At 36.1% G+C, this 25,091-nt stretch carries 23 protein-coding genes; 5 read left to right on the top strand and 18 right to left on the bottom strand.

The window, feature by feature from the left end:
- Positions 1-80: 80 nt before the first annotated feature.
- The 3 genes from I5M32_RS00610 to I5M32_RS00600 all read right to left on the bottom strand — a co-directional run bounded on the left by I5M32_RS00610 (position 81) and on the right by I5M32_RS00600 (position 1,954).
- Positions 81-863: a TPM domain-containing protein gene (locus I5M32_RS00610; RefSeq protein WP_234461818.1), complete on the bottom strand. Its 783-nt coding sequence runs from the start codon at positions 861-863 to the stop codon at positions 81-83.
- 11 nt (positions 864-874) lie between these two features.
- Positions 875-1,303 (bottom strand): TPM domain-containing protein, encoded by a 429-nt coding sequence (locus I5M32_RS00605; protein ID WP_200583846.1) that lies wholly within the window; start codon positions 1,301-1,303, stop codon positions 875-877.
- 66 nt (positions 1,304-1,369) lie between these two features.
- Complete coding sequence (locus I5M32_RS00600; RefSeq protein WP_200583845.1) at positions 1,370-1,954, bottom strand: LemA family protein; 585 nt, start codon at positions 1,952-1,954, stop codon at positions 1,370-1,372.
- Between the two features lie 89 nt (positions 1,955-2,043).
- Here I5M32_RS00600 and I5M32_RS00595 point away from each other — a divergent pair, with 89 nt between their 5' ends.
- Together I5M32_RS00595 and I5M32_RS00590 are read left to right on the top strand one after the other, a co-directional pair.
- On the top strand, positions 2,044-3,609 hold the full coding sequence (locus I5M32_RS00595) for an NAD(P)/FAD-dependent oxidoreductase (RefSeq protein ID WP_200583843.1): 1,566 nt from the start codon (positions 2,044-2,046) through the stop codon (positions 3,607-3,609).
- An 8-nt stretch (positions 3,610-3,617) separates the two neighbouring features.
- Positions 3,618-3,983, top strand: coding sequence for a CoA-binding protein (locus I5M32_RS00590; RefSeq protein WP_200583841.1), 366 nt, complete (start codon positions 3,618-3,620; stop codon positions 3,981-3,983).
- A 50-nt stretch (positions 3,984-4,033) separates the two neighbouring features.
- On the opposite strand, the gene I5M32_RS00585 is transcribed toward I5M32_RS00590, so the two are convergent.
- The 7 genes from I5M32_RS00585 to I5M32_RS00555 all read right to left on the bottom strand — a co-directional run bounded on the left by I5M32_RS00585 (position 4,034) and on the right by I5M32_RS00555 (position 11,761).
- Complete coding sequence (locus I5M32_RS00585) at positions 4,034-5,044, bottom strand: inorganic phosphate transporter (protein WP_200583839.1); 1,011 nt, start codon at positions 5,042-5,044, stop codon at positions 4,034-4,036.
- Between the two features lie 24 nt (positions 5,045-5,068).
- Positions 5,069-5,710, bottom strand: coding sequence for a DUF47 domain-containing protein (locus tag I5M32_RS00580; RefSeq protein WP_200583837.1), 642 nt, complete (start codon positions 5,708-5,710; stop codon positions 5,069-5,071).
- Between the two features lie 71 nt (positions 5,711-5,781).
- Positions 5,782-6,837 carry a sensor histidine kinase gene (locus I5M32_RS00575; RefSeq protein WP_200583834.1) on the bottom strand — a complete coding sequence of 352 codons (1,056 nt, stop codon included), beginning with the start codon at positions 6,835-6,837 and terminating at the stop codon, positions 5,782-5,784.
- Positions 6,838-6,848: 11 nt separating this feature from the next.
- The gene (locus I5M32_RS00570) at positions 6,849-7,976 is read right to left on the bottom strand and encodes an NAD(P)/FAD-dependent oxidoreductase (RefSeq protein WP_200583832.1); all 1,128 of its coding nucleotides are present in this window, start codon (positions 7,974-7,976) and stop codon (positions 6,849-6,851) included.
- A gap of 165 nt (positions 7,977-8,141) precedes the next feature.
- Positions 8,142-9,191 carry a thiamine-phosphate kinase gene (thiL, locus tag I5M32_RS00565; protein ID WP_200583830.1) on the bottom strand — a complete coding sequence of 350 codons (1,050 nt, stop codon included), beginning with the start codon at positions 9,189-9,191 and terminating at the stop codon, positions 8,142-8,144.
- A gap of 105 nt (positions 9,192-9,296) precedes the next feature.
- Positions 9,297-10,316 (bottom strand): aldo/keto reductase, encoded by a 1,020-nt coding sequence (locus I5M32_RS00560; protein WP_200583828.1) that lies wholly within the window; start codon positions 10,314-10,316, stop codon positions 9,297-9,299.
- Between the two features lie 266 nt (positions 10,317-10,582).
- On the bottom strand, positions 10,583-11,761 hold the full coding sequence (locus I5M32_RS00555; RefSeq protein WP_200583825.1) for a THUMP domain-containing class I SAM-dependent RNA methyltransferase: 1,179 nt from the start codon (positions 11,759-11,761) through the stop codon (positions 10,583-10,585).
- A gap of 62 nt (positions 11,762-11,823) precedes the next feature.
- On the opposite strand from I5M32_RS00555, the gene I5M32_RS00550 reads away from it, so the two are divergent.
- The gene (locus I5M32_RS00550; RefSeq protein ID WP_200583823.1) at positions 11,824-12,198 is read left to right on the top strand and encodes a DUF3127 domain-containing protein; all 375 of its coding nucleotides are present in this window, start codon (positions 11,824-11,826) and stop codon (positions 12,196-12,198) included.
- A gap of 106 nt (positions 12,199-12,304) precedes the next feature.
- On the opposite strand, the gene I5M32_RS00545 is transcribed toward I5M32_RS00550, so the two are convergent.
- From I5M32_RS00545 to nadA, 3 genes are all read right to left on the bottom strand, one after another.
- On the bottom strand, positions 12,305-13,075 hold the full coding sequence (locus I5M32_RS00545) for a DUF1223 domain-containing protein (RefSeq protein ID WP_200583821.1): 771 nt from the start codon (positions 13,073-13,075) through the stop codon (positions 12,305-12,307).
- A gap of 96 nt (positions 13,076-13,171) precedes the next feature.
- Positions 13,172-14,734 (bottom strand): S41 family peptidase, encoded by a 1,563-nt coding sequence (locus I5M32_RS00540; protein WP_200583818.1) that lies wholly within the window; start codon positions 14,732-14,734, stop codon positions 13,172-13,174.
- A gap of 237 nt (positions 14,735-14,971) precedes the next feature.
- Positions 14,972-15,964, bottom strand: coding sequence for a quinolinate synthase NadA (gene nadA / locus I5M32_RS00535; RefSeq protein ID WP_200583815.1), 993 nt, complete (start codon positions 15,962-15,964; stop codon positions 14,972-14,974).
- A gap of 448 nt (positions 15,965-16,412) precedes the next feature.
- Between nadA and nadB the strand changes: the two genes are divergently transcribed.
- Positions 16,413-18,002, top strand: a complete 1,590-nt coding sequence (gene nadB / locus I5M32_RS00530; RefSeq protein ID WP_200583813.1) for an L-aspartate oxidase — start codon at positions 16,413-16,415, stop codon at positions 18,000-18,002.
- A gap of 1 nt (position 18,003) precedes the next feature.
- Positions 18,004-18,513, top strand: a complete 510-nt coding sequence (locus I5M32_RS00525) for a gamma carbonic anhydrase family protein (RefSeq protein ID WP_200583811.1) — start codon at positions 18,004-18,006, stop codon at positions 18,511-18,513.
- 108 nt (positions 18,514-18,621) lie between these two features.
- Here I5M32_RS00525 and I5M32_RS00520 read toward each other — a convergent pair whose 3' ends face one another.
- The 5 genes from I5M32_RS00520 to I5M32_RS00500 form a co-directional block, all read right to left on the bottom strand.
- The gene (locus tag I5M32_RS00520; protein WP_234461817.1) at positions 18,622-20,277 is read right to left on the bottom strand and encodes an Ig-like domain-containing protein; all 1,656 of its coding nucleotides are present in this window, start codon (positions 20,275-20,277) and stop codon (positions 18,622-18,624) included.
- Positions 20,278-20,368: 91 nt separating this feature from the next.
- Positions 20,369-22,231 (bottom strand): tRNA uridine-5-carboxymethylaminomethyl(34) synthesis enzyme MnmG, encoded by a 1,863-nt coding sequence (mnmG, locus tag I5M32_RS00515; protein ID WP_200583808.1) that lies wholly within the window; start codon positions 22,229-22,231, stop codon positions 20,369-20,371.
- A 54-nt stretch (positions 22,232-22,285) separates the two neighbouring features.
- Entirely contained in the window at positions 22,286-22,534 is a 249-nt protein-coding gene (locus I5M32_RS00510) for a CBU_0592 family membrane protein (protein ID WP_200583805.1), read from the bottom strand.
- A 1-nt stretch (position 22,535) separates the two neighbouring features.
- Positions 22,536-24,389 carry an ABC-F family ATP-binding cassette domain-containing protein gene (locus I5M32_RS00505; protein ID WP_200583802.1) on the bottom strand — a complete coding sequence of 618 codons (1,854 nt, stop codon included), beginning with the start codon at positions 24,387-24,389 and terminating at the stop codon, positions 22,536-22,538.
- A complete protein-coding gene (locus I5M32_RS00500; RefSeq protein WP_234461816.1) occupies positions 24,386-25,036 on the bottom strand; it encodes an NAD(P)H-binding protein in 651 nt (216 codons plus the stop codon). Before I5M32_RS00500 ends, I5M32_RS00505 begins: the two co-directional genes overlap by 4 nt.
- Positions 25,037-25,091 lie beyond the last annotated feature (55 nt).

Below are 25,091 nucleotides of genomic sequence, written 5' to 3'. Positions count from 1 at the left end.
ATCCAAAGTGGGCTTTTTTATTTCTATAGTTAATTAGAATTATTTGGGCCGGTCTTAAACTTTTATCGATAAAGCTATAATTACCAGCCTCCGCTGGCTCCGCCGCCACCAAAACTCCCTCCGCCAAAGCCACCAAAACCGCCGCCAGAAGAGCCGCCGCCAAAACCGCCGCCGCCGCCAAATCCACCACCTCTTCCGCTGTTTCCCATCCCAGAAAGTAAGGACCACCAAAATATATTTGCTGCGCCTCTTCCGCCAATCACATTTCGTCCGCCACCGCCCCGGCCGCCCCTACTAATCAAACTGATCACGATGATGACAATCAGAACGACCAAGCCAACAGGAAAGCCACTGCTTTTTCCAGATTTTTTAGGGTCTGTATTTTTATATTCTCCTTTTGTATAGCTAATAATGGCATTTGTGCCCGCATCAAGTCCAGCAAAATAATCTCCCGCCCTAAAGTTTGGTTTTATTTCGTTTTCAATGATCCGCTTTGCAATGGCATCGGGCAAAGCGCCTTCCATTCCATAACCGGTTTGTATGGTTATTTTTCTATCGCCAATAGAGGCCAATACCAAAATCCCGGTATTTTTACCCTTTCCTCCAATTCCCCAAGCCCTGCCTAATTGATAGCCATAATCTTGGATATCATAACCATCTAATGTTTTGATCAATACCACCGCAACCTGTATAGAGGTAGAGTCATCAAAAGCAACCAATTTGCTTTCTAAATCGGCAATTTGAGAAGCGCTTAAAGTGTTGGTATAATCGTTAACTAAACGATCTGGTTTTGTGGGAAAATTTTGAGAGAAGCCAAGAAACGAAATAAACCCAAGGCTAATGGTTAAAAAAAAGTTCTTCATGTATTTGGGCATCAATTTAAGAAAACAATATCGTCTGGTAGTTCATTAATATCATTGCTTTGGTATGGGAAATATTTTTTCAATTGCTTTCCTGCTTCAATAACCCCCAAGCTAATGCCTTCTGCAATCTCGTTCTTCTTAAATTTATCGATCATTAAATCTTTAGCGCTTTTCCAAAAATCTGGCGGAACAGCCTTATTTATTCCTTCATCGCCAATAATGGCCAACTTTTTAGAATCCATCGCCACATAAACCAATACTCCGTTCCTAAGAGCGGTGGCATCCATTTTTAAATCATAAAAACACTCAACGGCTCTTTCATAAGCTTCTTTTTCGCACTTGCTTTCTATGCAAACCCTCACTTCCCCGCTGGTTGCTTTCTCTGCCCACTCTATAGATTGCTTTATTTTTTCTTGCTCTTTATCGCTTAATGCGCTCATGGTTTGATTATTTACTAAAACCGATCATAAACCTTAAAACGGCTCAAAATAAGTTTTTGAAAGTTCTTAATTTTTAAAATCAACTTTTGGTGCTTTATCGGCACCTGCTTCGGCAGCAAAACTTCCCTTTTGTTGAAAGCCGAACATCCCAGCAAAAATATTGTTAGGAAAAGTCCTGATATTGGTGTTATAATCTTGTACGGCAAGGTTAAAATCTCTTCTGGCAACGGTAATCCTGTTTTCTGTGCCCTCTAATTGAGCTTGTAATTCTTGGAAATTCGCGTTAGCCTTTAGTTCTGGGTATCTTTCAGAAACCACCATCAATCTGCCCAAAGCCTGGCCAACCTCTCCTTGTGCGCTTTGAAACTTCTGAATGTTTTCTGGGGTCAATTTATTGGGGTCAATTTGTACTGATGTAGCTTTTGCCCTGGCCTCGATTACTTGGGTAAGGGTGCTTTTCTCAAAATCTGCCGCACCTTTAACCGTATTAACCAAATTAGGGATTAGATCGGCCCTTCTTTGGTACTGGTTTTCTACCTCGCCCCATTGGGCTTTTACTTTCTCGTCTTTGGTAACAGAGCTATTGTAACCACAAGAACTTAACGATGCGGCCGTAATTAAGGCAATAAAGCCAAATAGTAATTTTTTCATGTCCGTTTTATAATTTTTTTCAATTTAACACTTTGGACTCAATTTTCATACCTTTGTTACACTTCGGGATAAAAACCCGACAAAATATCATGATCAAAGAAATAGAATTGGTTGTCTCTCCTGATGATATCCACGATTTACAGAAAATCGAAACTAAGATCTTATTTCAAGAAAAGCTAAAGCCCCATAGCCTTTGTTATTTTAAGATAAGAAAAAGATCTATTGATGCCCGCAGCAAACACCCTGTTTATAGATTAAAGGTTGTTTTGTATGTAGATGAGCAACCTGTTTTAGAAATTAATTCGATAAAATATCCAGATGTTAAAAATGCCAAGTCTGTTTTAATAGTTGGTGCCGGGCCAGCGGGCTTGTTTGCCGCATTGCGTTTAATAGAGTTAGGCTTAAAGCCGATAATTATAGAGCGTGGAAAAGACGTTAAAGAACGCAGAAGGGATTTAGCGGCCATCAACAAAGTAGGGAAATTAAACCCAGAGTCTAATTACTGTTTTGGCGAGGGTGGGGCGGGCACCTATTCTGATGGGAAGCTTTATACAAGATCGGATAAACGAGGAGATGTAAATAAAATGCTGCAGATTTTGGTGCAACATGGTGCAACCGAGGATATTTTGATTGATGCCCGCCCCCATATTGGAACCAATAAACTCCCACAGATTATAACAGAAATTCGTGAAACGATTTTAAACGCTGGTGGAGAAATTCATTTTGGCACCAAACTGATGGATCTGGAGATAAAAAATCAACAGATAAAAGCCGCAATAACCAACAGGGGAAATTTTGAAACCAAACATTTAATTTTGGCAACCGGGCATTCTGCAAAAGATATTTATTATTTGTTGCGGGATAAAGGCGTTTTATTAGAGGCAAAACCTTTTGCTTTGGGCGTAAGGATAGAGCATCCACAATATATTATTGATCAAGCTCAATATCATTGTAGTGCCCGGCATCAAAACCTTCCGCCTTCTTACTATAGTTTGGTTACCCAGGTTAAAGATAGGGGCGTTTTTTCTTTTTGCATGTGCCCCGGGGGCATTATAGCGCCATGCGCTACCGATGAAAACGAAATTGTTGTAAACGGGTGGAGCCCTTCTAAAAGGAACAATCCTTTTGCTAATTCTGGTACAGTTGTGCAGGTAAGTGTAAATGATGTGTCCAAAAACCCCGATGAAGACCCGTTTGCCCTATTAGAGTTTCAATCAAAAATAGAAAGGTTGGCGTTTAATGCCGGTGGAGGGAATCTAAAAGCTCCGGCGCAAAGAATGGTAGATTTTGTAAACCATAAAGTTTCAACGGATTTGCCTCTAAATTCTTATTTACCCGGCTTAACATCTGCCGATCTACATCAGGTTTTACCCTCGTTTATCAGCGAACGGATAAAAGACGCTTTACCTCAATTTGGCAAAAAGATTCCTTCGGTTTATGGTAACGGGGGATATTTTACCAATGAAGCTGTTTTGGTTGGCGTAGAATCAAGAACTTCCTCGCCAGTCCGTATCCCTAGAGACAAAGACAGTTTACAACATCCACAGATTAAAGGCTTATTCCCTTGTGCGGAAGGGGCGGGCTATGCGGGTGGCATCATTTCTGCTGCCATAGACGGACAAGCTTGTGCAGATGCCGTCTTGAAAACAATTTAACAAACAAAATGGGAACTAAAAAAACATTGATATTGGGTGCTACAACCGACCCTTCTCGTTATGCACACATGGCGGCTTGCCGCTTGGTTTTACACGGGCATCCAATTGTTAACGTTGGGATAAAAAAAGGAGAAGTTGCAGAACAAACCATTGAAAGGCCCGTAACCATCCATACAGATATAGATACCATTACCATGTATGTTGGGCCACAAAATCAAAAAGATCTATACGATTATGTGATCAAAACAAAGCCAAAGAGAATTATTTTTAATCCGGGAGCAGAAAATCCAGAATTGCAAAAACTTGCAAATGATAATGGTATAGAAACTTTAGAGGCCTGTACCTTGGTTTTGTTATCTACCAACCAATTTTAGCTTTATCAGAAATTAAACCCTTAAAACCAACCTATCTGTTTTTTGCCCCGCTAAAATATGTAATGAACAAGGGCAAAAACAATTGTGGCCAAAGTTGCGGTTATTGGAATGGTTAAAATAAAAGCCCAGATTAAGCTGTAAGTTACCCCCCATTTTACGGCAGAAACTCTTTTTGTTAAGCCCACACCAATAATAGAACCTGTAATGGTGTGCGTTGTAGAAACAGGAATACCAAAATGCTCTGTGATCCCTAAGGTTATGGCGCCCGCGGTCTCTGCGCTAACCCCTTCTAGTGGGGTAACTTTTGTGATTTTAGTTCCCATCGTTTTTACAATTCTCCAGCCACCGCTCATTGTTCCTAAAGCTATCGCAGAATAACAAACCAAAGGGATCCATTCTGGCATATCGGCCCCCGGGACAAGTACATTATTGGCCACCAACGCGGCAAAAATAATCCCCATCACTTTTTGGGCATCATTACCACCATGTGTAAAACTTAATGCGGCAGAAGAAACCAATTGTAATCTTTTGAACCACTTTTCTGCGGTTGCGGGCTTTGCGTTTTTAGAAATATTTATGATGAGCAAATTTATAACTATGGCGATAACCATCCCGATTATGGGCGCTAAGACTATAAAAGCAATTACTTTAATGATGGGAACAAAGTTTACAGCCACAAGAGGACCGGTTCCTAAAGACATTGCCTTTGCCATTCCGGCACCTGCAAAACCACCAACCAAGGTGTGGGAAGAGCTTGATGGGATCCCGTAATACCAAGTAAGAAGGTTCCAGGCGATAGCGGCAATCAAACCAGACAGCACAACTTCTAGGGTTACAAATTGTGCATAAACTACTTTGGCAACTGTATCTGCAACTTTATGATCGGTAAAATAAAAGTAAGCTGCAAAATTGAACAAAGCCGCCCACAATACGGCCTGAAAAGGAGAAAGAACTTTTGTTGATACGATTGTTGCGATTGAGTTTGCGGCATCATGAAAGCCGTTGATAAAATCAAAAACGATGGCAAGAATTATAACAACAACTAATAGTGTAGTAACCATTTAATCAATTATTTATGGTAAAAATTAGGCGTTTTTAACCAAAATGGTCTCTAAAACGTTAGCAACATCTTCGCACATATCTGTGGCTGCTTCTAGCGCATTTAAAACCTCTTTGTATTTCATGATCACTTTGGCATCATCCTCGTAATCAAAAAGATCGCCTATGGCTTGGTCAAAAACTTCATCGGCTTGGTTTTCTATGCTGTTTATCCTTACGCAAGAGTCTGTAATTACCCTGATGTTTTTAAGGTTTTTAATTTCTTTTATTGCCTTATCTACATCTACGCAAGCCTGTGCCACTAAATCTGCCAGCTTTTTTATGGCCGGGGTTGATTCATTAACGTTGTATAGCAAAATACGATTAGAGCTGCCGTGGATATAATCGGCAACATCGTCTATGGTTGTGGCAAGCGTGTGAATGTCTTCCCTATCAAAAGGGGTAATGAAGGTTTTACTTAATTCTAGGTAAATCTGATGCGTTATCTCATCTCCTTTATGCTCTAACTGCTCAATTTCTTTATGAATAGGCTCTCTGATTGCTAGATCGTCGGTATTAACCAGTTTTTTAATGAGGATTCCCATTTCTACCAAGTTAGAGCTTGCGCTTTCAAATAGGGGGAAAAATTTCCTGTCCTTCGGAATAAAGTAAGAGAATATATTATTCATTTTTGGTGTTCTATTTTATGCCCCAAAACTACAATCCCAATGTTAAGATAATGTTAACTTTTTGCGGATTGTTAACTAATTAACGGGATGCTGATAAAGTTTTCTTTTGCTTTTTGTAGGGTAAAGCCAAAAGTAGAGCCCAAACCTTGCGTACTTCTTACGTTGATGGTTTGGTTATGCGCTTCTACAATATGTTTAACAATGGCCAACCCTAAGCCAGAGCCACCAATTTGCCTTGATCTACTGCTATCTGTTCTATAAAATCGTTCAAATAAACGGGGTAAATGTTCTTCATTAATGCCAATGCCTTCATCGGTAATTTCGGTAAGGATTTGATCATGCAAAGTAAAAATAGTGATATAGGTATGCCCGTTTTCTTTTCCATACTTAAAGGAGTTGTCTATCAGATTAACTAAAACTTGCCTGATTTTTTCTCGGTCTGCCACTACCCAGGTTGGTACATCATATTTATTTTTAAAAACCAGTTCTATTTTATACTTATCGGCTTTAAGTTCTAAAGACTCCATTACTTCCTTTATTAATGCCGTGAGTTCAAATTTTTCGCTATTTATCGGGATCTCGCCACTTTCAAGTTTTGAGATTTCATTTAGGTCTTTTATTAGCACACTTAAACGATCCACATTTTTAGAAACCTTGTTTAAAAAACCTTTTGACGTTTCTGGGTCTTTTAAGCCCCCGTCTTGTAGTGCCTCCACATATCCTTCAATGGCAAAAAGAGGGGTTTTAAACTCGTGTGAAATGTTTGATAAAAACTCTTTCCTAAATTTTTCTTGTTTTTTTAGATCGTCTATTTCTTGTTTTTTGTCCCTTGCCCATTCTTTAACTTCTTGCTCCACATCGTTTATGGGGTCTGGGCTAATGTATTCTCCCAAGGCATCTTTTAAGTCTTTACCTAATTTAAGGCTATGGATCATTTTATAGATGATCTTTATTTTGGTATAAACGTATTTATTAATGAGATAATAGAAAACCAAATAACTAACAATGGTTGCTATTACCAATGAAACCCAGAAGAAAAACCACTTATGTTGGAAGTAAAGATTAACCGCAGCAATAGAAACGCCTACTGCAAATGCGTTTAAGAATACAAGGGTGCGTAGTTTCATGATCTTGGGTTTTAAAACGGCTTACCGTGGGTTTTATTAACCATTGCCTCTGTTAAAGATGGGAATTTTTTTAATCCTGATACTATTATTTGGGTCAGTATTTCATTACCAAAAAGGGTTTGTATGCCTCGCCCTATCTTTAAGCGCAAAGCGAATACCTGGTTCCATTGCGCTTGATAGTTCTCTTCTAAAGATTTTCTCTTTCTTGGATCAATACCTTCAGAACAAAATTGAATGATATGATCGGCCAATATTTTTCCAGAATGTATGGCCATTGCCATCCCGTTCCCACAAAGCGGTGCGATCATCCCGGCAGTATCGCCACACATTAGGATATGGTTTTCTATTAAAGATTTTTTCTCGAAAGATATTTCATTGATGGTTTCTGGCTGATCCCAAACAAATGTTGCGTTCTTAAAATGATGCCCAAGGTGTGGGTTTTTGTATAAAATCTGTTGCTCCATTTTGGCAACAGAACCAAATGTTTTCAAATAGCTATTCTCGATCAAATAGCAGAGACAATACAAATCGTTCTCTATTTTACTGATGCCGCAATAACCACCCTTAAAGTTATCTAATTGGATGGTATCTGTTGGAAAATCTGATTTGATATGATATTTGACACCCAGATAGGGGCTTCTTTGATAAAAGAATTTGCGCTTTAGCTTTTGGTCTAGGTTAGATCTTTTTCCAAAGGCCCCAATAGCCAGATCGGTCTGTAAAACTTGTGTTGTTGTTTCTATTCGAAATTTTTCATTATCGAATACAACATCCAAAACTTTGGTTTCTAGTAAAAAATTAACGCCTTCTTTTAATGCGATTTGGTATAAAGCGTTGTCAAGTTCGTATCGGCTTAAGCCAAAGGCCCCTAAACTTAGATCGGCTTTTAAGGCATTGCCCGTTGGCGATGTGACTACAAGTTTAGAGATGGTTGCTGCATTAAAATCTTTTGGGTTAAACCCGATGCTTTGTAAAAAAGGCAAGACCTCAAAACTTACGTACTCGCCGCAAACCCGATGAAAGGGGAATTTTTTGCGCTCGATGAGTGTAACGTTAAAATCGGCCTTAGCCAAAACAATGGCACTTGTTAAGCCGGCCAAACCGCCCCCAATAATGATGATGTTTGGCTTTTTTTGCATTGATTTTAGAGTTTAAATTTATAGCTATATTATAATTTGTTTAACACACTCCTTATAGAAATTTTGCAAAAACGAAAGACCTCCATTCCCCCCTTTCGAGAGGGGAAAGCAAAGACCTTTCTAAAACCTATAATCATTGTTAGGGATGTGTTAATAGGGTGCTTTTTAACCCTCAGAAGATCTAAAAGCGTTCCAACCTTGGGCTTTTAATTCATGAACGTTGCCCGCCTTGGTAATCAGGTAATTTCCTGCGCTTTCTTCAGTGATATAACCAATAATGCTGATGTCCACATCGTGTTTCATATTGTCGTAATCTGCTTGTTTAATGGTAAAAAGCAGCTCATAATCCTCGCCCCCGTTTAGTGCGCACACGGTTGGGTCTAAACCAAATTCTCGGGCGGTCTCGGCCGTCATTGGGTCCAAGGGGATTTTCTCCTCGTAAATTTTGCAGCCTTTGTTAGATTGCCGGGTTATGTGCAAAATTTCTGAGGCCAAACCATCAGAAACATCTATCATTGATGTTGGTTTGATCTTCATCTTTTTCAACAGGTCAACAATATCAATCCTTGCTTCTGGCTTTAGCTGCCGTTCTACTATATAATCCTTACCTTCTAGATCGGGCTGGATATTTGGGTTGGCCAAATAAACCTGTTTTTCCCTTTCTAATAACTGTAGCCCAACGTAAGCCCCGCCCAAATCACCAGAAACACAGATTAAATCCCCTTCTTCTGCCCCGTTTCTATAGGTGATGTCTTTTTCATCGGCGTAGCCAATACTTGTAATAGAGATTACCAGGCCTTGACGTGAGGAAGTGGTATCGCCGCCGATCAAATCGACATTGAATTTTTCACAGGCCAACAACATACCGGCGTATAGTTCTTCAATGGCCTCTAAAGGAAATTTACTAGAAAAGCCCAAAGAAACGGTTACTTGTGATGCGATGCCGTTCATGGCGTAAATATCGCTGAGGTTAACTTGTATGGCTTTATAACCCAAATGTTTAAGCGGGGTAAAAGCTAGATCAAAATGGATCCCTTCTAAAAGCATATCTGTAGAAACCAAGGTTTTTTTACCCTCAAAATCTAAAACTGCGGCATCATCGCCAACCCCTTTGATAGAGCTTTTGTTTTTTATAGTGATGTGCTTGGTTAGGTGGTCTATTAAACCAAATTCGCCAAGGTTTGCTATTTCTGTTTTATCCGTTTGCTCGAACATATATTTTGGACTGTATAGGGATGATATTTGCCCTCAAAGGTAAAAAAGATTGCCGGTTTGTATAAAGCCGGTTTGTAAATGTTGCCTTTAATTTAGATGTTCAGATTACGCTTTTCTATCGCTGCCCTGCCTCTCCAACATCCAGCCGGGGTATTCTGAACTTAATTTGCTTACCTCATCTAATTTTTTTAATTCCTCTTCGGTAAACTTTACATCAACAGATTTTAGATTATCTGTTAACTGACTGGTTTTTTTGGCTCCGATAATTACCGTACTTACCGCCTTTTGATGTAATAACCATGCTAAAGATAATTGCGCCACAGACGCTTTCTTTTCTTCTGCCATTGGTTTTAAAACATCTATAATATTAAACGCCCTGTTTTCATTTACCGGCGGGAAATCAAAATTTGCTCTTCTTCCTTCGCCAGATTTTCCATCTCTATCGTATTTTCCGCTCAGTAATCCTCCTGCTAAAGGGCTCCAAACCATTAAACCTAATTTTTGATCTAACAAAAGTGGTATTAACTCTCTTTCTAAATCTCTCCCGGCAAGGGTATAATAGGCCTGCAAAGAAACAAATTTTGCAAACTTTTCTCTTTCTGAAATACTTAGGGCTTTCATGATATGCCAAGCGGCCAGGTTACTACAACCAATATAACGCACTTTACCGTGTTGTACCAAAATATCTAAAGCAGACAAGGTTTCTTCTAAGGGCGTTAAAGCATCAAAACCATGAATTTGGTATAGATCTATATAATCAACATTTAAGCGTTTTAAGCTTTCTTCTGCTTGTTGCAAAATGTGTTTACGGGTTAAGCCGCTTTGGTTTGGGCCATCGCCCATTTTGCCCCTAACTTTGGTTGCAATTACCAGCTCGTCTCTGTTGAGGCCCAAATCTCTAATTGCTTTTCCCGTCATTTGTTCACTTACGCCTTCGCTGTAAACATTTGCGGTATCAATAAAGTTGATCCCGCCGTTAACTGCCATTTTTATAAGATCATTTACTTCGTTCTGTTTTAACTCTCCAATGGCTTTCCACATTCCTTCGCTGCCACCAAATGTCATGGTGCCAAGGCAAAGTTCAGAAACCTTTAATCCTGTATTTCCTAAAATATTATATTTCATGGTTTTGCTTTTTAATAGATACTTTAAGTTACAATCTTAACAATATGATTGTTTTAAAAATTTGTTTATTTATAGAGCTGTGATGATGGACAGAAAAGCCTAACCTAAAGGCTAAGTTGTTTAAAAAACATCCCACAAAAATGGGCTTATTTATATCTGATGTTTATATAAAAATGTTCGGTTGCTACCATCATTAATTTATCTCCTTATAATAATAAAGGGCTTCTTTTTAAGTTGTTTTTTGATTTAAGCCTGATAATAAATGATTATTGTTCAATAGCGACCGTTCTTCTGCTGCCATCGTATAGTTCATATTCTAATAATCTACAATCTAGTTTTGCACTGTAAAACTCAATCCGCTTAGCTGCCTTTAGGCCTATTTTCTTGGCGAGTTCTGGGTTTCCGGTAAAAATATAGCCTTTGTAGCCTTTGCACTCTTGTTTCATAAAATCTCCCATCCGTTTATAGGTGATTTCAAGATCGCTAACTTGTCCTAGGCGTTCGCCATATTCTGGGTTAAACATCACAATGCCTTTGCCGTTTGGGATGGGCGTTTGTGCAAAATCACAAACTTTAAAATCTATCAAAGTATCTACACCTGCCGTTTGTGCGTTTCGGATAGAAATATCTATCGCACTTTCAGAAATATCTGTTGCTATTATTTTTAGATCTATATTTTTAACAACTTTTTCTTTTATTAACTGGCGTTCTGCTAAGAAAATCTCTTCGTTATAGCCTAATATGTGCATAAAGCCATAATTCATCCTTAATAAACCGGGCGTTCTGTTAGTGGCCATCATCGCAGCTTCTATAGCTAGCGTTCCTGAGCCGCACATTGGGTTCACAAAATTTGATTGCATATCCCAAGCGCTTGCATAAATAGCTGCGGAAGCCAAAGCTTCTAACATTGGTGCCTTGCCTGGGATTTTACGATAGCTGTGTTTTGCTAAAGTCTCGCCTGATGTATCGATAAATATTTCGGCATTATTTTCTTTCCAGTACAAGTGTATTACGGCTTTAGAATAATCAGACCCAGAATCGGGGCGGATTTTATGGATTTGCTTAATTCTATCAACAATGGCATCTTTAACCCTCAAGTTTGCAAAAAGGGGGGTGGTAATGGTTGGGTTATCCACATTAGAGGTCACAGAAAAATATCCACCAAAATCTATCAGTTTTTCCCATTCTAATTTATTGAGTTCTTGGTACAGCTGATCGTGGTTTTCTGCCACAAAATCATGCAGTTTGTATAATACTTGGCTCGCACATCTTAAATTGAGGTTCAGCTTAATACAATCATTCATAGTTGCGTTTAACTCTACGCCCGTTGGGAAAACCCTAATCGGCTTAAAGCCTAAAGCTAAAACCTCTTGTTGTAGGTAAATTGACAATCTTTTATTACAGGTGATGATAACCTTTGAGGCATTGTTGAAAACTTGATCCATATATAAGCGCAAATTACTCAAATAATTTTTAGAGATTTGAAACAGATTCAAACGATTTTATTATGGAGATCAAAGGAAAAGCTCATTACATATCTGACGTTATAAATGTTACAGATAGTTTCAGAAAAAGAGAGTTGGTGGTAGAATTTGCTGAAAACCCGCAATACCCAGAGTTTGTGAAGTTTGAGGCCATACAAGATCGTACCGCTTTGATGGATACCGTTAAAGTTGGCGATGACGTGGAGGTTTTCTTTAATTTAAAAGGAAGAGAATGGACCAACAAACAAGGTGAAAAACAATATTTTAACACCTTACAACTATGGAAAGTTAACGTTCTTGGTGCAACAGCTGCATCGGCAACGGCATCTGCCCCAGAAGTGGCAAACCCAGTTGATATTAGTGCAACTGCGGGCGAAGATGACGACCTTCCGTTTTAAAAAAGCCTATTTTCTAATTACAATGCGATAAAAAGCGGCTTCAACACCCCACGTTGACCGCTTTTTTTATTTGAAATAAAATTTATTAGTTTTTAACTATAATTTATTAAAAAACAATCTCGTTAGCAGCCAATATCTCTCCTTTATTTTTCTCCTGTACAAAAGCTATTACATCAAAATCTTCTTTACCCAAGCCGTTTGGCAAATCTATTTTAACGCTGGTACTATCATCTTTTATGTTAACCACTGTATAATATCTTACTACGTTTGCGTGTTCTAAAATCCTTCCTCCGTTTTCTCCTGCCTTTACATTTGTAGATGCGTTTTTTTGCACAAGGTTAACTACCAAATCTTGGTTTTTTGCTTTAGGATCAATTTTATACATCAACTCTACTTGTTTATCAGAACTTGATTTTACGGATCCCTCTAATGCAAGGCTTTCATTTTTACCTAAATGTTTTTTAATTACTCCTTTTAATTCTCCAGAGGCCGAACCCACCATTTGCTCTTTCCCGTTAACAATTGCTTGTGGTGTATAAACAGAACTGTTTTTAAAATTATTGGCATAAGCAGATTGCCTTTCAGAAAAACGATGATCGCTAAAAACATCTTTCCAACCCAATCTGTTCCAATAATCTACATGATAGGCCAAAACATAAACTTTTTGGTTTTTATATTCTTCCCTAATCTCTTTTAATAATTTATCTGCCGAAGGGCAACTAGAACAGCCTTCTGAAGTATATAACTCTACAACGGCAAAACCCTTGTTTCCATCGGTGTTTATGGTTTCTCTGTTCTCTTTTTTATCCTTAGTAAAACTTAAGCACCCAAAAAGTGCAATAGTTAATATCAATATTGATAAGGTTACTTTTTTCATAATTTTTGCTTAGTTTCTAAATACCAACTACAAACTAATTAAATTATCTTGAAGATTTCTTATTCTACTGATTATCATCATACTAATGTTAAAATTTTATTTAATTAGTAGGCTCTTAGCCTTCTCCATCATTACATCTCTTTTATTTAAGGCGTCGTTAAAATTTACATGAACTTCATATTTAGGGAAAACGCCTCTGCCATATAAATTTCTTTTATCGGTAATTTGTATTACCCTTAATGGTAACCGTAACTTTAAACCGGTGTGGGGTAATTTTACGTAAGGAATACTACCAGCGGTGCATTGGTTATAACCACCGCCCGTTTCTTCCCCAACAAAAGTTCCTCGGTTTACTTCTTGCAAGTTTGCAGCTAATAATGAGGTAGCAGAAAAAGAATATCCGTTGGTAATAACAATCAAATCTTTATTAAATACGCTTTTTAATGGCTTTCTAATATGTGCGGTTGGGATGTAACCATAAATTCCAATACTATCTTTATGTGTTAAAATGAGATTAGAAATAGCGGTAATAGGAAAGAAAATGATACTCGCTATTTTTGAAAATGAAGAAGCTTCTTTATATTTTATAGATTTAAAATAACCATGATTCATATAAGCCCTGCCCGTATATTGGTGTGGTTGATTGTATAAATACCTAAATAACCTATTGCAATATAAAAGGTTACCACCTCCATTATTTCTTAGATCTAAAATGAGGTGTTGTGTGTTTTTGCTCTTCAAATCCTCAAAACTTTCCCTAAAAAATTTTCTAAAATTTGATCTATTAAAAGAAAAACTTTTAACCGTCATGATGGCTGTACTATTTATTACAGAATCATATTTTAGATCTAATAATGGGTTTCCAAAATCATCGCTTCCTTTGTACCTGTTCTTTAATTTTAACTTAAGAGCCTGCTTATCTGCAATTTTTTTCTTTCCTATTTCTTCAGGTGTTAATAGTTGCTTTTCTTCTTTTGATGGTTTTATGGTTTTGATGATATAGGTATAGGTACTATCTGCTCTTTTTAAGGTAAGGATAGATGAATCTCTTTTGCCATAACTTAGATAATAATAAGCATCAAAAGATTTATCTAAAACCCTGTTGTAGAATGTTTTGTTATAACCATCTGATGAATACAAACTTTGTGTTTTCTTTATGATATCTGATGCTTTATTTCCATCGATAGCTAAAATTTCTGCCCCTTTAATAGGCTTAACCAAACTTTTAACGTTTACTGCTTTTATAAAAATTCTGTTGTTATCCACAAAATATAATAATTGCGATAATGGCTTTAATCCTGCTTTTTTGATGCTATCTTTTTGAAATTTATTTAATTCTACACCAGGGAAAAACAATTTGGTATGTCCGCATTTTATAGAGGCTACAACTGGTGCTAATTCCCTATAAAATTGAAGTGGGATAAGCGAATCTTTTAAAGTACTTTTTAAACTATCAAATTTAAAATCTAGATATTTCTTGCTGATGTACCAATAAACACCTGGATGGTTTTTTTCTAAAGAATTTCTTACTATTTCTAAATCTTGTTTAAGCTCTGTTGGTGAATATTTGGCTCTTATTTTTTTATTTATTTTTTGCTGAGATTTGCAGGAAAATAGAATGATTATCAGAAAAAATAAATAGGTATATTTTAATTTCATTTTTTGTTTTTTTCTGATGTAGGTAAAGCAATTTAGCTATACTTAATTTGATAATTAGTAGATAATAACCTATTTATATGATGCCCACCTGTTCAATCGGGCAGTTTCTCTTTTCATCTACATGATGTATTTTATAGTTAGGGGTAGCGGTAAAAATACTCGCCAGTAGAGTAGTCGGGCTGGCTTTTATTTTTCACAAAAAGATTGTAACGTATAGCCCGCCCGAACGCTCAAATATTACAGACCTAATTCTGCAGAAATCTGCAACATTCTTTCTATGGGCTTTCTAGCCTTATTTATAATTTCACGTGGAACATCTACTTCCGGTAATTCGTTTTTTAAACATAAGTACAACTTTTCTAAGGTATTACGTTTCATATGTGGGCAATCATTACAGGCGCAAGCATTATTTGGTGGCGCAGGTATAAAACTTTTATCCGGGCTAGATTTTTCCATTTGATGGATAATGCCAGACTCGGTTGCTACTATAAAAGCTGTAGCAGGATTGTTTATGGTATAATTTAAAAGTCCGGTGGTAGATCCAATATAATCTGCCATTTCTAAAACCACTTCCTCGCACTCTGGGTGTGCAATAAATTTAGCTTCGGGATGGCGTTGCTTAAGTTTAGTAATTTTTTCACGGGCAAAAATTTCATGCACCATACAGGCACCATTCCATAAAACCATATCTCGCCCTGTTTTTTTTATCACATAGGCACCCAAATTTTTATCGGGACCAAAAATTATCTTTTGATCTTTTGGTAAGCTATTTACAATTTGTACGGCATTGCTAGAAGTACAAACTATATCACTCATTGCCTTTAATTCGGCAGTACAGTTTACATAAGTAATTACCAAATGATCTGGGTATTTTTCCTTAAATTTTTTAAATAAATGAGGCGGACAGCTATCAGACAGAGAACAACCTGCTTTGCTATCTGGTAATAAAACCTTTTTGTTTGGTGATAGAATCTTAGCGGTTTCTGCCATAAAATGAACTCCTGCAAAAACTATCATACTTGCATCTGTTTTTGCAGCCTCTTGCGAAAGCCCTAAACTATCGCCAATATAATCTGCAATATCTTGTATATCAGACTCTTGATAATAATGTGCCAAGATAACCGCATTTTTTTCTTTCTTTAATTTATCTATTTCTGCAAATAGATCTAAAGCCGGGTCGATGTATTCATCAACAAAGCCTTTTATATTTATTTCTTCTGCTACGTTCATGTTATTTATTATTCAAATGTAGAAATTCAAATTTAAGCTTTTCCACTTTTCTAATAACAAACAATTTATATTATATAAAATATATTATTATTTATTAGCGTGTTAATTTGGTGTATAAGTTTTGATGTTTTTTTTTGGAACGTTTATTATTAAAATAGAATTAACAACTTGTTAACATTAACTTTATATTATCTGCCTGATTTACAACAGACTTTTAAAAAGCAAAAAATATTTTATTTTTTTATACTGTTAATGCTTATAAAATTATAAAAGTTAGTTAATCTAATTTTTATGTGGTAAAAACAACCAATATTATTATTCGTTTTATTAATTTATAAGGGTTATTAACATAAAGCAAAACTTTTAATAAATTACAGACATTAAAACTAACAGTTTTATTGGGTTATAAACACCCTATGTAATAAGCTATTTTAATATAATAAAATTTATGAAAAATGTTGATTTCTTGGTAATAGGATCAGGAATTGCAGGTTTAAGTTTCGCTTTAAAAGCTGCTAAACATGGTAAGGTTCTGATAGTTACAAAATCTAACGAAGATGAATCTAACACCAAATATGCACAAGGCGGTGTGGCTGTGGTTGTGGATAAGAAAGAAGATTCTTTTGAAAAGCACATTGAAGATACTTTGATAGCCGGTGATGGTTTGTGCGATGAAAAAGTTGTAGAAATTGTTGTTAAGGAAGGGCCAGATAGGATAAAAGAAATTATAGCTTACGGTACCAACTTTGATAAAACTAAAGGTGGTGTTTATGATCTTGCCAAAGAAGGCGGGCATTCAGAGCATCGTGTTTTGCACTATAAAGATATTACGGGTTTTGAAATTGAAAGGGCGTTGTTACAAGAGATACATGAAAACCCCAACATAGAAATTTTAACGCATTATTTTGTAGTAGATCTAATTACCCAACACCATTTAGGAGAATTTGTAAACAGGCATAGTGATGATATTAAATGCTACGGAGCGTATGCTTTAGATACAAAAACAGGAGTTATCGAAAAATTTTTATCAAAGGTTACCATTTTAGCTGCCGGTGGTGCTGGTCATATTTACAGTTCTACTACCAATCCAACAATTGCAACAGGAGACGGTATAGCAATGGCTTATAGGGCTAAGTCCAAAATAAGGAATATGGAATTTATACAGTTCCACCCAACTGCTTTATACAATCCTGGCGAGTATCCTTCATTTTTAATTTCTGAAGCCGTTAGGGGTTATGGAGGGGTTTTAAAACGTAAAGATGGTGTTGAATTTATGTATGATTATGATGAGCGTGGTTCTTTAGCACCCAGGGATATTGTTGCAAGGGCAATTGATAATGAGATGAAAAAGTCTGGAGAAGATTTTGTTTATCTGGATATCCGTCATCGTAAAAAGTCTGATATTTTAGAACATTTCCCAAACATCTATGCTAAATGTTTATCCATTGGTTTAGACATGACAAAAGATATGATTCCGGTTACACCAGCCTGCCATTATATGTGTGGCGGCGTGATGGTTGATAAAAACGGACAATCATCGCTTAAAGGTTTATATGCCTGCGGCGAGGTTACTTCTACAGGTTTACATGGAGCTAATAGACTGGCATCCAATTCTTTATTAGAAGCATTAGTTTTTGCGCATAGAATTTATCTGCATTCAAAAGATAGATTGACAGAATTTAATATACCAGAAGGGATACCAGATTGGAACGATAAAGACACCCAACTTTCTAACGAGGATATTTTGGTTACACATAATGTTCGTGAAATGCAGAAGATGATGAGCGATTATGTAGGGATCGTTCGTTCTGATTTTAGGTTAGAAAGAGCAATGAGAAGATTAGGATTGCTTTATGAAGAAACAGAAGATTTTTATAAGAAAACTAAGCTTTCAGTTAAGCTTTGCGAGTTGCGTAACTTGATCCAAGTGGCTTATATTGTTATAAAATCTGCTAAAGAACGTAAAGAAAGTAGGGGATTGCATTACACCACAGATTATCCAAAACATTCAGAAAAATTACACGATACCATTTTGTAATATGCCATTAATATTATCAGTAAAAGATAAAAATCCGCAATGGGGAACAGATTGTTTTATTGCCGAAAATTGTACCATTGTTGGTGATGTAAGTATTGGAAAAAACTGTTCTGTGTGGTTTAACACGGTTATACGTGGTGATGTCAATAGCATTACTATTGGAGATTATACCAATATTCAAGACGGAACTGTAATTCATGCTACTTATTTAAAAGCTGCTACAACTATCGGGAGTTATGTATCAATTGGGCATAATGCTTTGGTACACGGCTGCACCTTAAAAAATAATGTTTTAGTTGGTATGGGCGCTATTGTTATGGATAACGCCGTGGTAGAAGAATTTTGTATTATAGCGGCAGGAGCCATTGTTTTAGAGAAAACTGTTTGTGAGTCTGGTTATTTGTACGCTGGTATTCCTGCCAAAAAAATTAAGCCCATTTCTGATGAGCAGCGAGAAATGTTGAAGAAGTTGCCTCATAATTATGTGATGTATGCAGGGTGGTTTAAATGAGAAATATTGGCTGTTTTAAAGGTCCACCAACAGTTGGATAAATCTTTTTTGCTACTTGCATAATTGAATAGTGCAAAAAAGTTACCGCTGCTATACTTAACGAATTGTCTAATCTTTAAAATCTTTCGGTATAGCAATTTTTTCTTCCCTATCCCAATTTGCCCTTGTAACAATAGTTTTGTCCCAAAACCAAACTTTTTCTGGTTGTATCTTTAAGCGTACGTTTCCAGAATCAAATTTTCCATTATTGTTGGCATCTTCAATTACACGTACTTTATAGGTATTTGTAGGAATATTATTTATGTTAACGGTGGCATTTTTAGTGATAACAAATTCTTTATAGATATTATTTTCTTTACCTACTAGCAACTGAACTATATAGTTTTTAAGACTGTCTTCCTTAATAAGGTTCAGGCTAAGATTTCCATAATTTTCTATTTCGTCTAACTCAAAATCTAGTTTTAAATCTTTATTTTTAGTTCCATAAATATCTTCGATAGCACCTTCATTAAAGCTTAATGTATATCGTTTTTTAGTTTTCCACGGGAAATCAATTTGGTATTTTAACTCCGAAGGGAGCAATTTTTTAATTGTAAAACCACTTTTAGAGATAGAATCTTCGGTTAAAACCACTTTTGAGGCGTTTATAGATGATATAGGTAAATTGAACGTTAAAGTTAAAGGCTTACCAGGTACAATTTTACCACCGGATAAATTATTATTGAATAATATAGTTCTGTTGTATGTATCTTTTAAAGAACGCCTCAAAGTTACTGTATCCAATACCTTATCGTAATTGTTAATTGCAACCTTTAGAGAGTCAAAACTGTAATCCCTTAACCATAGATGTACCGTATCTCCTTTAGAAGAAAAATCTATGATAGGGTTTTTGATTGTAGGGGCATCTATAAATGTTATTGAGGGTTTTTCTAGTGGCTTATTAAAATAAAGGTTTATTTTACCATCTTTTTCGATCCTCCTATCTAAAATCCTAAAATTTTCTGCAACTTGTTTAAATAGCTTTAAAGAGATATTAGAAGTATCTTTATTTAAAAAAATAGAATCTTTGAGAAAAGCAATGTCTTCGTTAGGGGAGTTATATATTCTATCTGCACCGGTTTCTTTCAAAGCATAAATGCGATAGGTATCTTCTCTTAGGTTTTTTAACGAGAAATTTCCAGAACTATCTGTACTGGTATAAATTGAAGGCTTTTTTTTACCAAATAAACTATCCTTTTTTAAAGGGAACAAAAAAACAGTAGCGTCCAAAACTGGCTGATTATCTTGTGAACTTATTACTTTGCCAGAAATTTGTAGAGAATCTAATTTAGGGCCTGTAGCAAAAACGAAGCTAAAATTTTTCAATATATTAGACTCGTTTACATCTTGAATGGCTTTTCCAAAGTGTATAGAATAGGTGGTGTTGTTTTCTAACGAATCTTTAAAATCGATTTCTAAAGTTTTCTTTTTTACTTTGAAGGTTGGCGCAATGCCGGTTTCTGGCGATATGGTTATCTCTTGGTATTCGTTAGAAAGTTTAAAATATTCATCGAATGTGATATCTATTTTTTTCCCTTTAAAATTTCTGGAGAGATTTTTCGGCATTTCTTCGATAACTTTTGGAGGAATAGTATCTCTTGGGCCACCGTCTGGTGTTTGCAAACTCGCACAGCCGGTATAAAATAAAACTGTAAAAAGAGCAATCAGTAAAAAGGCGTTTTTTACTAAATCTAAATTAAGGCGTTTTTTAAGGGATTTAATCAATTTTTCTTTTTTTATGAAGATTATGGTTAAAGATTAGAAATAATCGCTTATAATCAATTTTTATAATTTTCTGATTATCAAATATTTAACTTTATTTTGAGATATGAACCATTAAAACAGATATATCTGATGGTGTAACGCCAGAAATGCGAGAAGCTTGTCCCAAAGTTCTTGGTTTTATTTTCATCAGTTTTTCCCTTGCTTCTTTTGATAAAGAATTTAGTTGGTGATAGTTAAATTCTGCATAAATTTCTTTGTCTTCCATCTTTTTCATCTTGGCAACTATTTCTAGTTCTTTTTCAAAGTAACTATCATACTTTATCTTAATTTCTGCCTGCTCAATGGTTTCTCTATCAAATTGTTTTAGAAAAGTATCAAAGTCTGAATTTATTCTTCTTAGATTAGACATCGTAATCTGCGGCCTACCTAATAATGCAAACAGTTTAACGTTTTGGTTTAATGTAGAAGTTCCCAGTTCTTCTAAAATAGGGTTTGCAATTTCTTTATTTGCAGAATGCTCTTTTGTATATTTTACGATGTTAAGCGAATTCTCTACTTTAATTTTTACTTTATCGATACGCTCTTGATTAATCAATCCTAGCTCAAAAGCAATCGGAGATAATCTCTCGTCGGCATTATCTTGTCTTAAAAGCAATCTATGTTCTGCTCTTGAGGTAAACATTCTATAAGGCTCTTCGGTTCCTTTGGTAACCAAATCATCAATCAGCACCCCAATATATGATTCGCTTCTTTTTAATATCAAAGCAGCCTTGTTGTTTATTTTTTGATGTGCATTTACCCCTGCTATAAACCCTTGTGCCGCCGCTTCCTCGTATCCTGTAGTTCCGTTTATTTGGCCAGCGAAAAACAAATTATTGATCAATTTTGTTTCTAAGCTTAAATTTAATTGGGTAGGTGGGAAGTAATCATATTCAATGGCATAACCGGGCCTAAACATTTTCACTTTTTCAAAACCGGGAATCAATCTTAATGCCTTTAACTGTATGTCTTCTGGCAAAGAAGTAGAAAAGCCGTTTACATAAATTTCAACGGTATTAAAACCTTCTGGCTCTACAAAAATCTGATGTCTTTCTCTTTCTGCAAAACGATTGATTTTATCTTCAATAGATGGACAATACCTTGGGCCTAAACCTTTAATTCTGCCGGTAAACATGGGCGATTTTTCAAAACCTTCTTTCAAAACCTCATGAACTTCTGGGTTTGTGTAGGTTATCCAACAACATCTTTTTTCTGTCGGAATCATCGTATCTGTATAAGAGAATTTTCCTCCATCATCATCTCCCCACTGCTCTTCCATTTTAGAATAATCTAAAGAACGGCCATCTACCCTTGGCGGGGTTCCTGTTTTCATCCTACCAGATTCAAAACCTAATCCCACCAATTGTTCTGTGATACCTGTGGCTGCTTTCTCTGCGGTTCTGCCACCACCCATTTTTTTCTCCCCTATATGGATAACCCCGTTTAAAAAAGTACCGTTTGTTAATACAACAGCGTTAGATTCTATTTCTACACCTAAAGAGGTTTTAACACCACAAACTTTACCTTCTTTTACTAATAAGGAAGAAACCATGTCTTGCCAAAAATCAACGTTGGGGGTTTGCTCTAAAGCTAAACGCCATTCCTCGGCAAAACGCATTCTGTCATTTTGTGTCCTTGGCGACCACATTGCGGGTCCTTTTGAACGATTTAGCATCCTAAACTGGATAGTTGTTTTGTCCGCAATAATCCCAGAATATCCGCCCATCGCGTCAATTTCTCTTACAATTTGCCCTTTGGCTACTCCACCCATTGCCGGGTTGCAGCTCATCTGGGCAATAACGCCCATATTCATGGTGATTAACAAAACAGAGGAGCCAAGGTTTGCGGCTGCAGCAGCGGCCTCACAACCTGCATGCCCGCCCCCAACAACAATTACATCGTACTTATAAAACATATGAATTTTGTTTCACGTGAAACATTTAAACTTTACTACATATCATTAATAACACTAAGGTGTTTCACGTGGAACACCTTTTTTTATCAAAGATATTATGGCGGTTGCCGACCAAATAATATTTAAAACAACAAAGGGATAAAAATCAGCCATCCAAGAGGCATAACAACTTATTAAGCCTCCAATAGCATTCAAAATAGAATATGTTTTACTTTTGCTATCTAAATAACCAAAAACATTCATAAAAAAACCTATTAATAATACCCCAACCCCAAAAGAAGCAATCCAGTTTTGCAAACTCATCCTATTCGCTTAAACTCATCCATCTTAAACTCTTTTCCTCTAAATGCTTGTTTGTTGTTTCAATTAAAGAAGCCGTTTCCATCAGTTCTTCTGCTGAATACCCGGATTTGTTTAGCTTCTCTTCTAAATCTTTAATCTTATTTTCAAGAATAGAAATATCTTTTTCTAAATCCTCAATCTCTAATTTTTCTTTATAAGTCAGCTTCTTTATAGAAGAAGCTTTTATTGGTTCTTTAATAACTAACGTTTTTTCTTCTTTTGTTTGTGATTTCAACAACTCTTGTTCATATCTGTAAGAAGAATAATTACCGTTGTATATTCTAATATTGCCGTTACCTTCCAAAACAAATAATTGTTCGGTTAGTTTATCAACCAAATACCTATCGTGAGAAACCAATATTAATACCCCGGGATAATTTTCTAAAAATTCTTCTAAAACATTTAAAGTATCTATATCCAAATCATTGGTTGGCTCATCTAAAATCAAAAAATTTGGGTTTTTTATCAAAACCTTCATCAAATGGAGACGCTTTTTCTCCCCACCGCTCAATAAACTTACAAAGCCATGTTGCTTTTTTGGGGGGAATAAAAAATGTGTTAATAGTTGAGATGCTGAAATGGTTTTACCATCAGACATGGTAATAAATTCGGCAATGTTTTTTACTACATCTATCACTTTTTCTCCGCCATCAAAACTTAAACCCGATTGATGGTAATAGCCATAAACAGTAGTTTCTCCAACCTTTATGGTTCCGCTATCAGGCTCTAAGCCCTGTGTAATGATATTTAAAAAAGTAGATTTCCCCGAACCATTTTTCCCCGTTAACCCAATCTTATCTCCTTTTTTAAAAGTGTAAGAAAAGGCATCGATTATCTTTTTATCTTGAAAGGTTTTAGAAATTTCCTCAATTTCTAAAATCTGATTTCCTTGTCGGCTAACCTTAACATCCAATTTAACGGACTCTTTGTTAAATTGGCCTTGCGTCTTTTTTTCTAAATCGTAAAAGGCATCTATTCTGGCTTTAGATTTTGTGCCCCTTGCCTGTGGCATCCTCCGCATCCATTCTAGCTCCTTCTTCAATAAGTTTTTATTCTTGCTTAAAACCGTGGCGTTTATAGCATCTTGTTCTGCTTTTTTTTCTAGATAATAAGCATATTTGCCTTTGTAGGTAAATACTTGGCCGTTTTCTAGTTCAATAATTTCATTACAAACATTGTCTAAAAAATACCGATCGTGGGTAACCATTAAAATAGTTTTACCGCCAGTTGTTAAAAAGCTTTCGAGCCATTCTATGGTGTCTATGTCTAAATGGTTGGTTGGTTCATCAATCACATAAACATCAGGCTCATCAATCAAAAGCTTCGCTAAGCTTAATCGCTTTTTCTGCCCTCCAGAAAGAGTATCTATTTTTTGGTCTAAATGATGAATATCTAAACGGCCTAAAATAGTTTTGATTTTATGCTCATACTCCCAGGCCTCTAAATTACTAAGCTCTTCTGTTAGCCTGCTAATTTCATCCACATCTGGGTTTTCGTTTTCTAGCAACTCTTCATACTCTCTAATAATCTGTTGCTGACGGTTGTCCAAGCTAAAAACAAAATCATTGATGCGCTGCCCACTCTCAAATTGGGGGTCTTGCTCTAAATATCCAAAACGGATGTCCTTAGCTTTTACAACTTTTCCCTCTGAGGGCTTGATTTTTTCTGCCAATAACTTTAAAAGAGTAGATTTCCCCGCTCCGTTAATACCCACCAAAGCCACCCTTTGTCCTTGCTGAATTCCAAAGGTTAAATTTTTAAAAAGCCAATAATCGTTAAAATTATGACCTAATTGTTCTGCCGATACAATACTCACGCTAATTCTTTAATTTTATCAGATTCGATTACAAAGATGCCTCTTTTATTTTTAATTGCATTGTTTACCATCGCTTTAGCTACATCCCTTGCTGCTATGCTCTGGTATTTTTTTAACGGCCCAATCAAAATAATGTTTAGTGCCTTCATTATTGGCGTCATCATTTTTTCCAAAGGTCGGTTTTCATCCCTTTCGCCCTCTAAAAATGAAGGTTGATAAATATATAATGAAGGGAAGTTTAAAGACTTCAGGTCTTTTTCTATATTACCCTTTAATTTAGCGTAAAAATTAGAAGAATTTGGATTAGCCCCTAAGGCCGATACCAAGTGATATTCTTTAGCTCCGTTGGCTAACGCCTCATTTGCAAAAAATAATGGAATATCGTGATCTACATATTTATATTTTTCTAAATCAGGGGTTTTCTTTTTTGTTGAGCCTAAACAGCAAAAAACAATATCAGCATTTATGCTACCCGTTAACTCTTTTAAGTTTTTAAAATCTGTTATAACCTGTTTTAACTTTGGATGCTTTTGGTTAAGCGCAGTCCTTACAAAAACGGTTACTTCATTAAAACAATCACTGATTAACAAACCTGACAGCAAATTGCTGCCAATAAGTCCGCTCGCTCCTAAAACTATTGCCCTCATTGCCATAAATAGATGGTATAAACGGCAAAAATACACATAAAATTATTGGAATAAA

Origin of the sequence: Pedobacter segetis (assembly GCF_016623585.1) — a bacterium.
Taxonomy (GTDB): domain Bacteria; phylum Bacteroidota; class Bacteroidia; order Sphingobacteriales; family Sphingobacteriaceae; genus Pseudopedobacter; species Pseudopedobacter segetis.
This window is presented reverse-complemented; position numbering and strand designations above follow the sequence as displayed.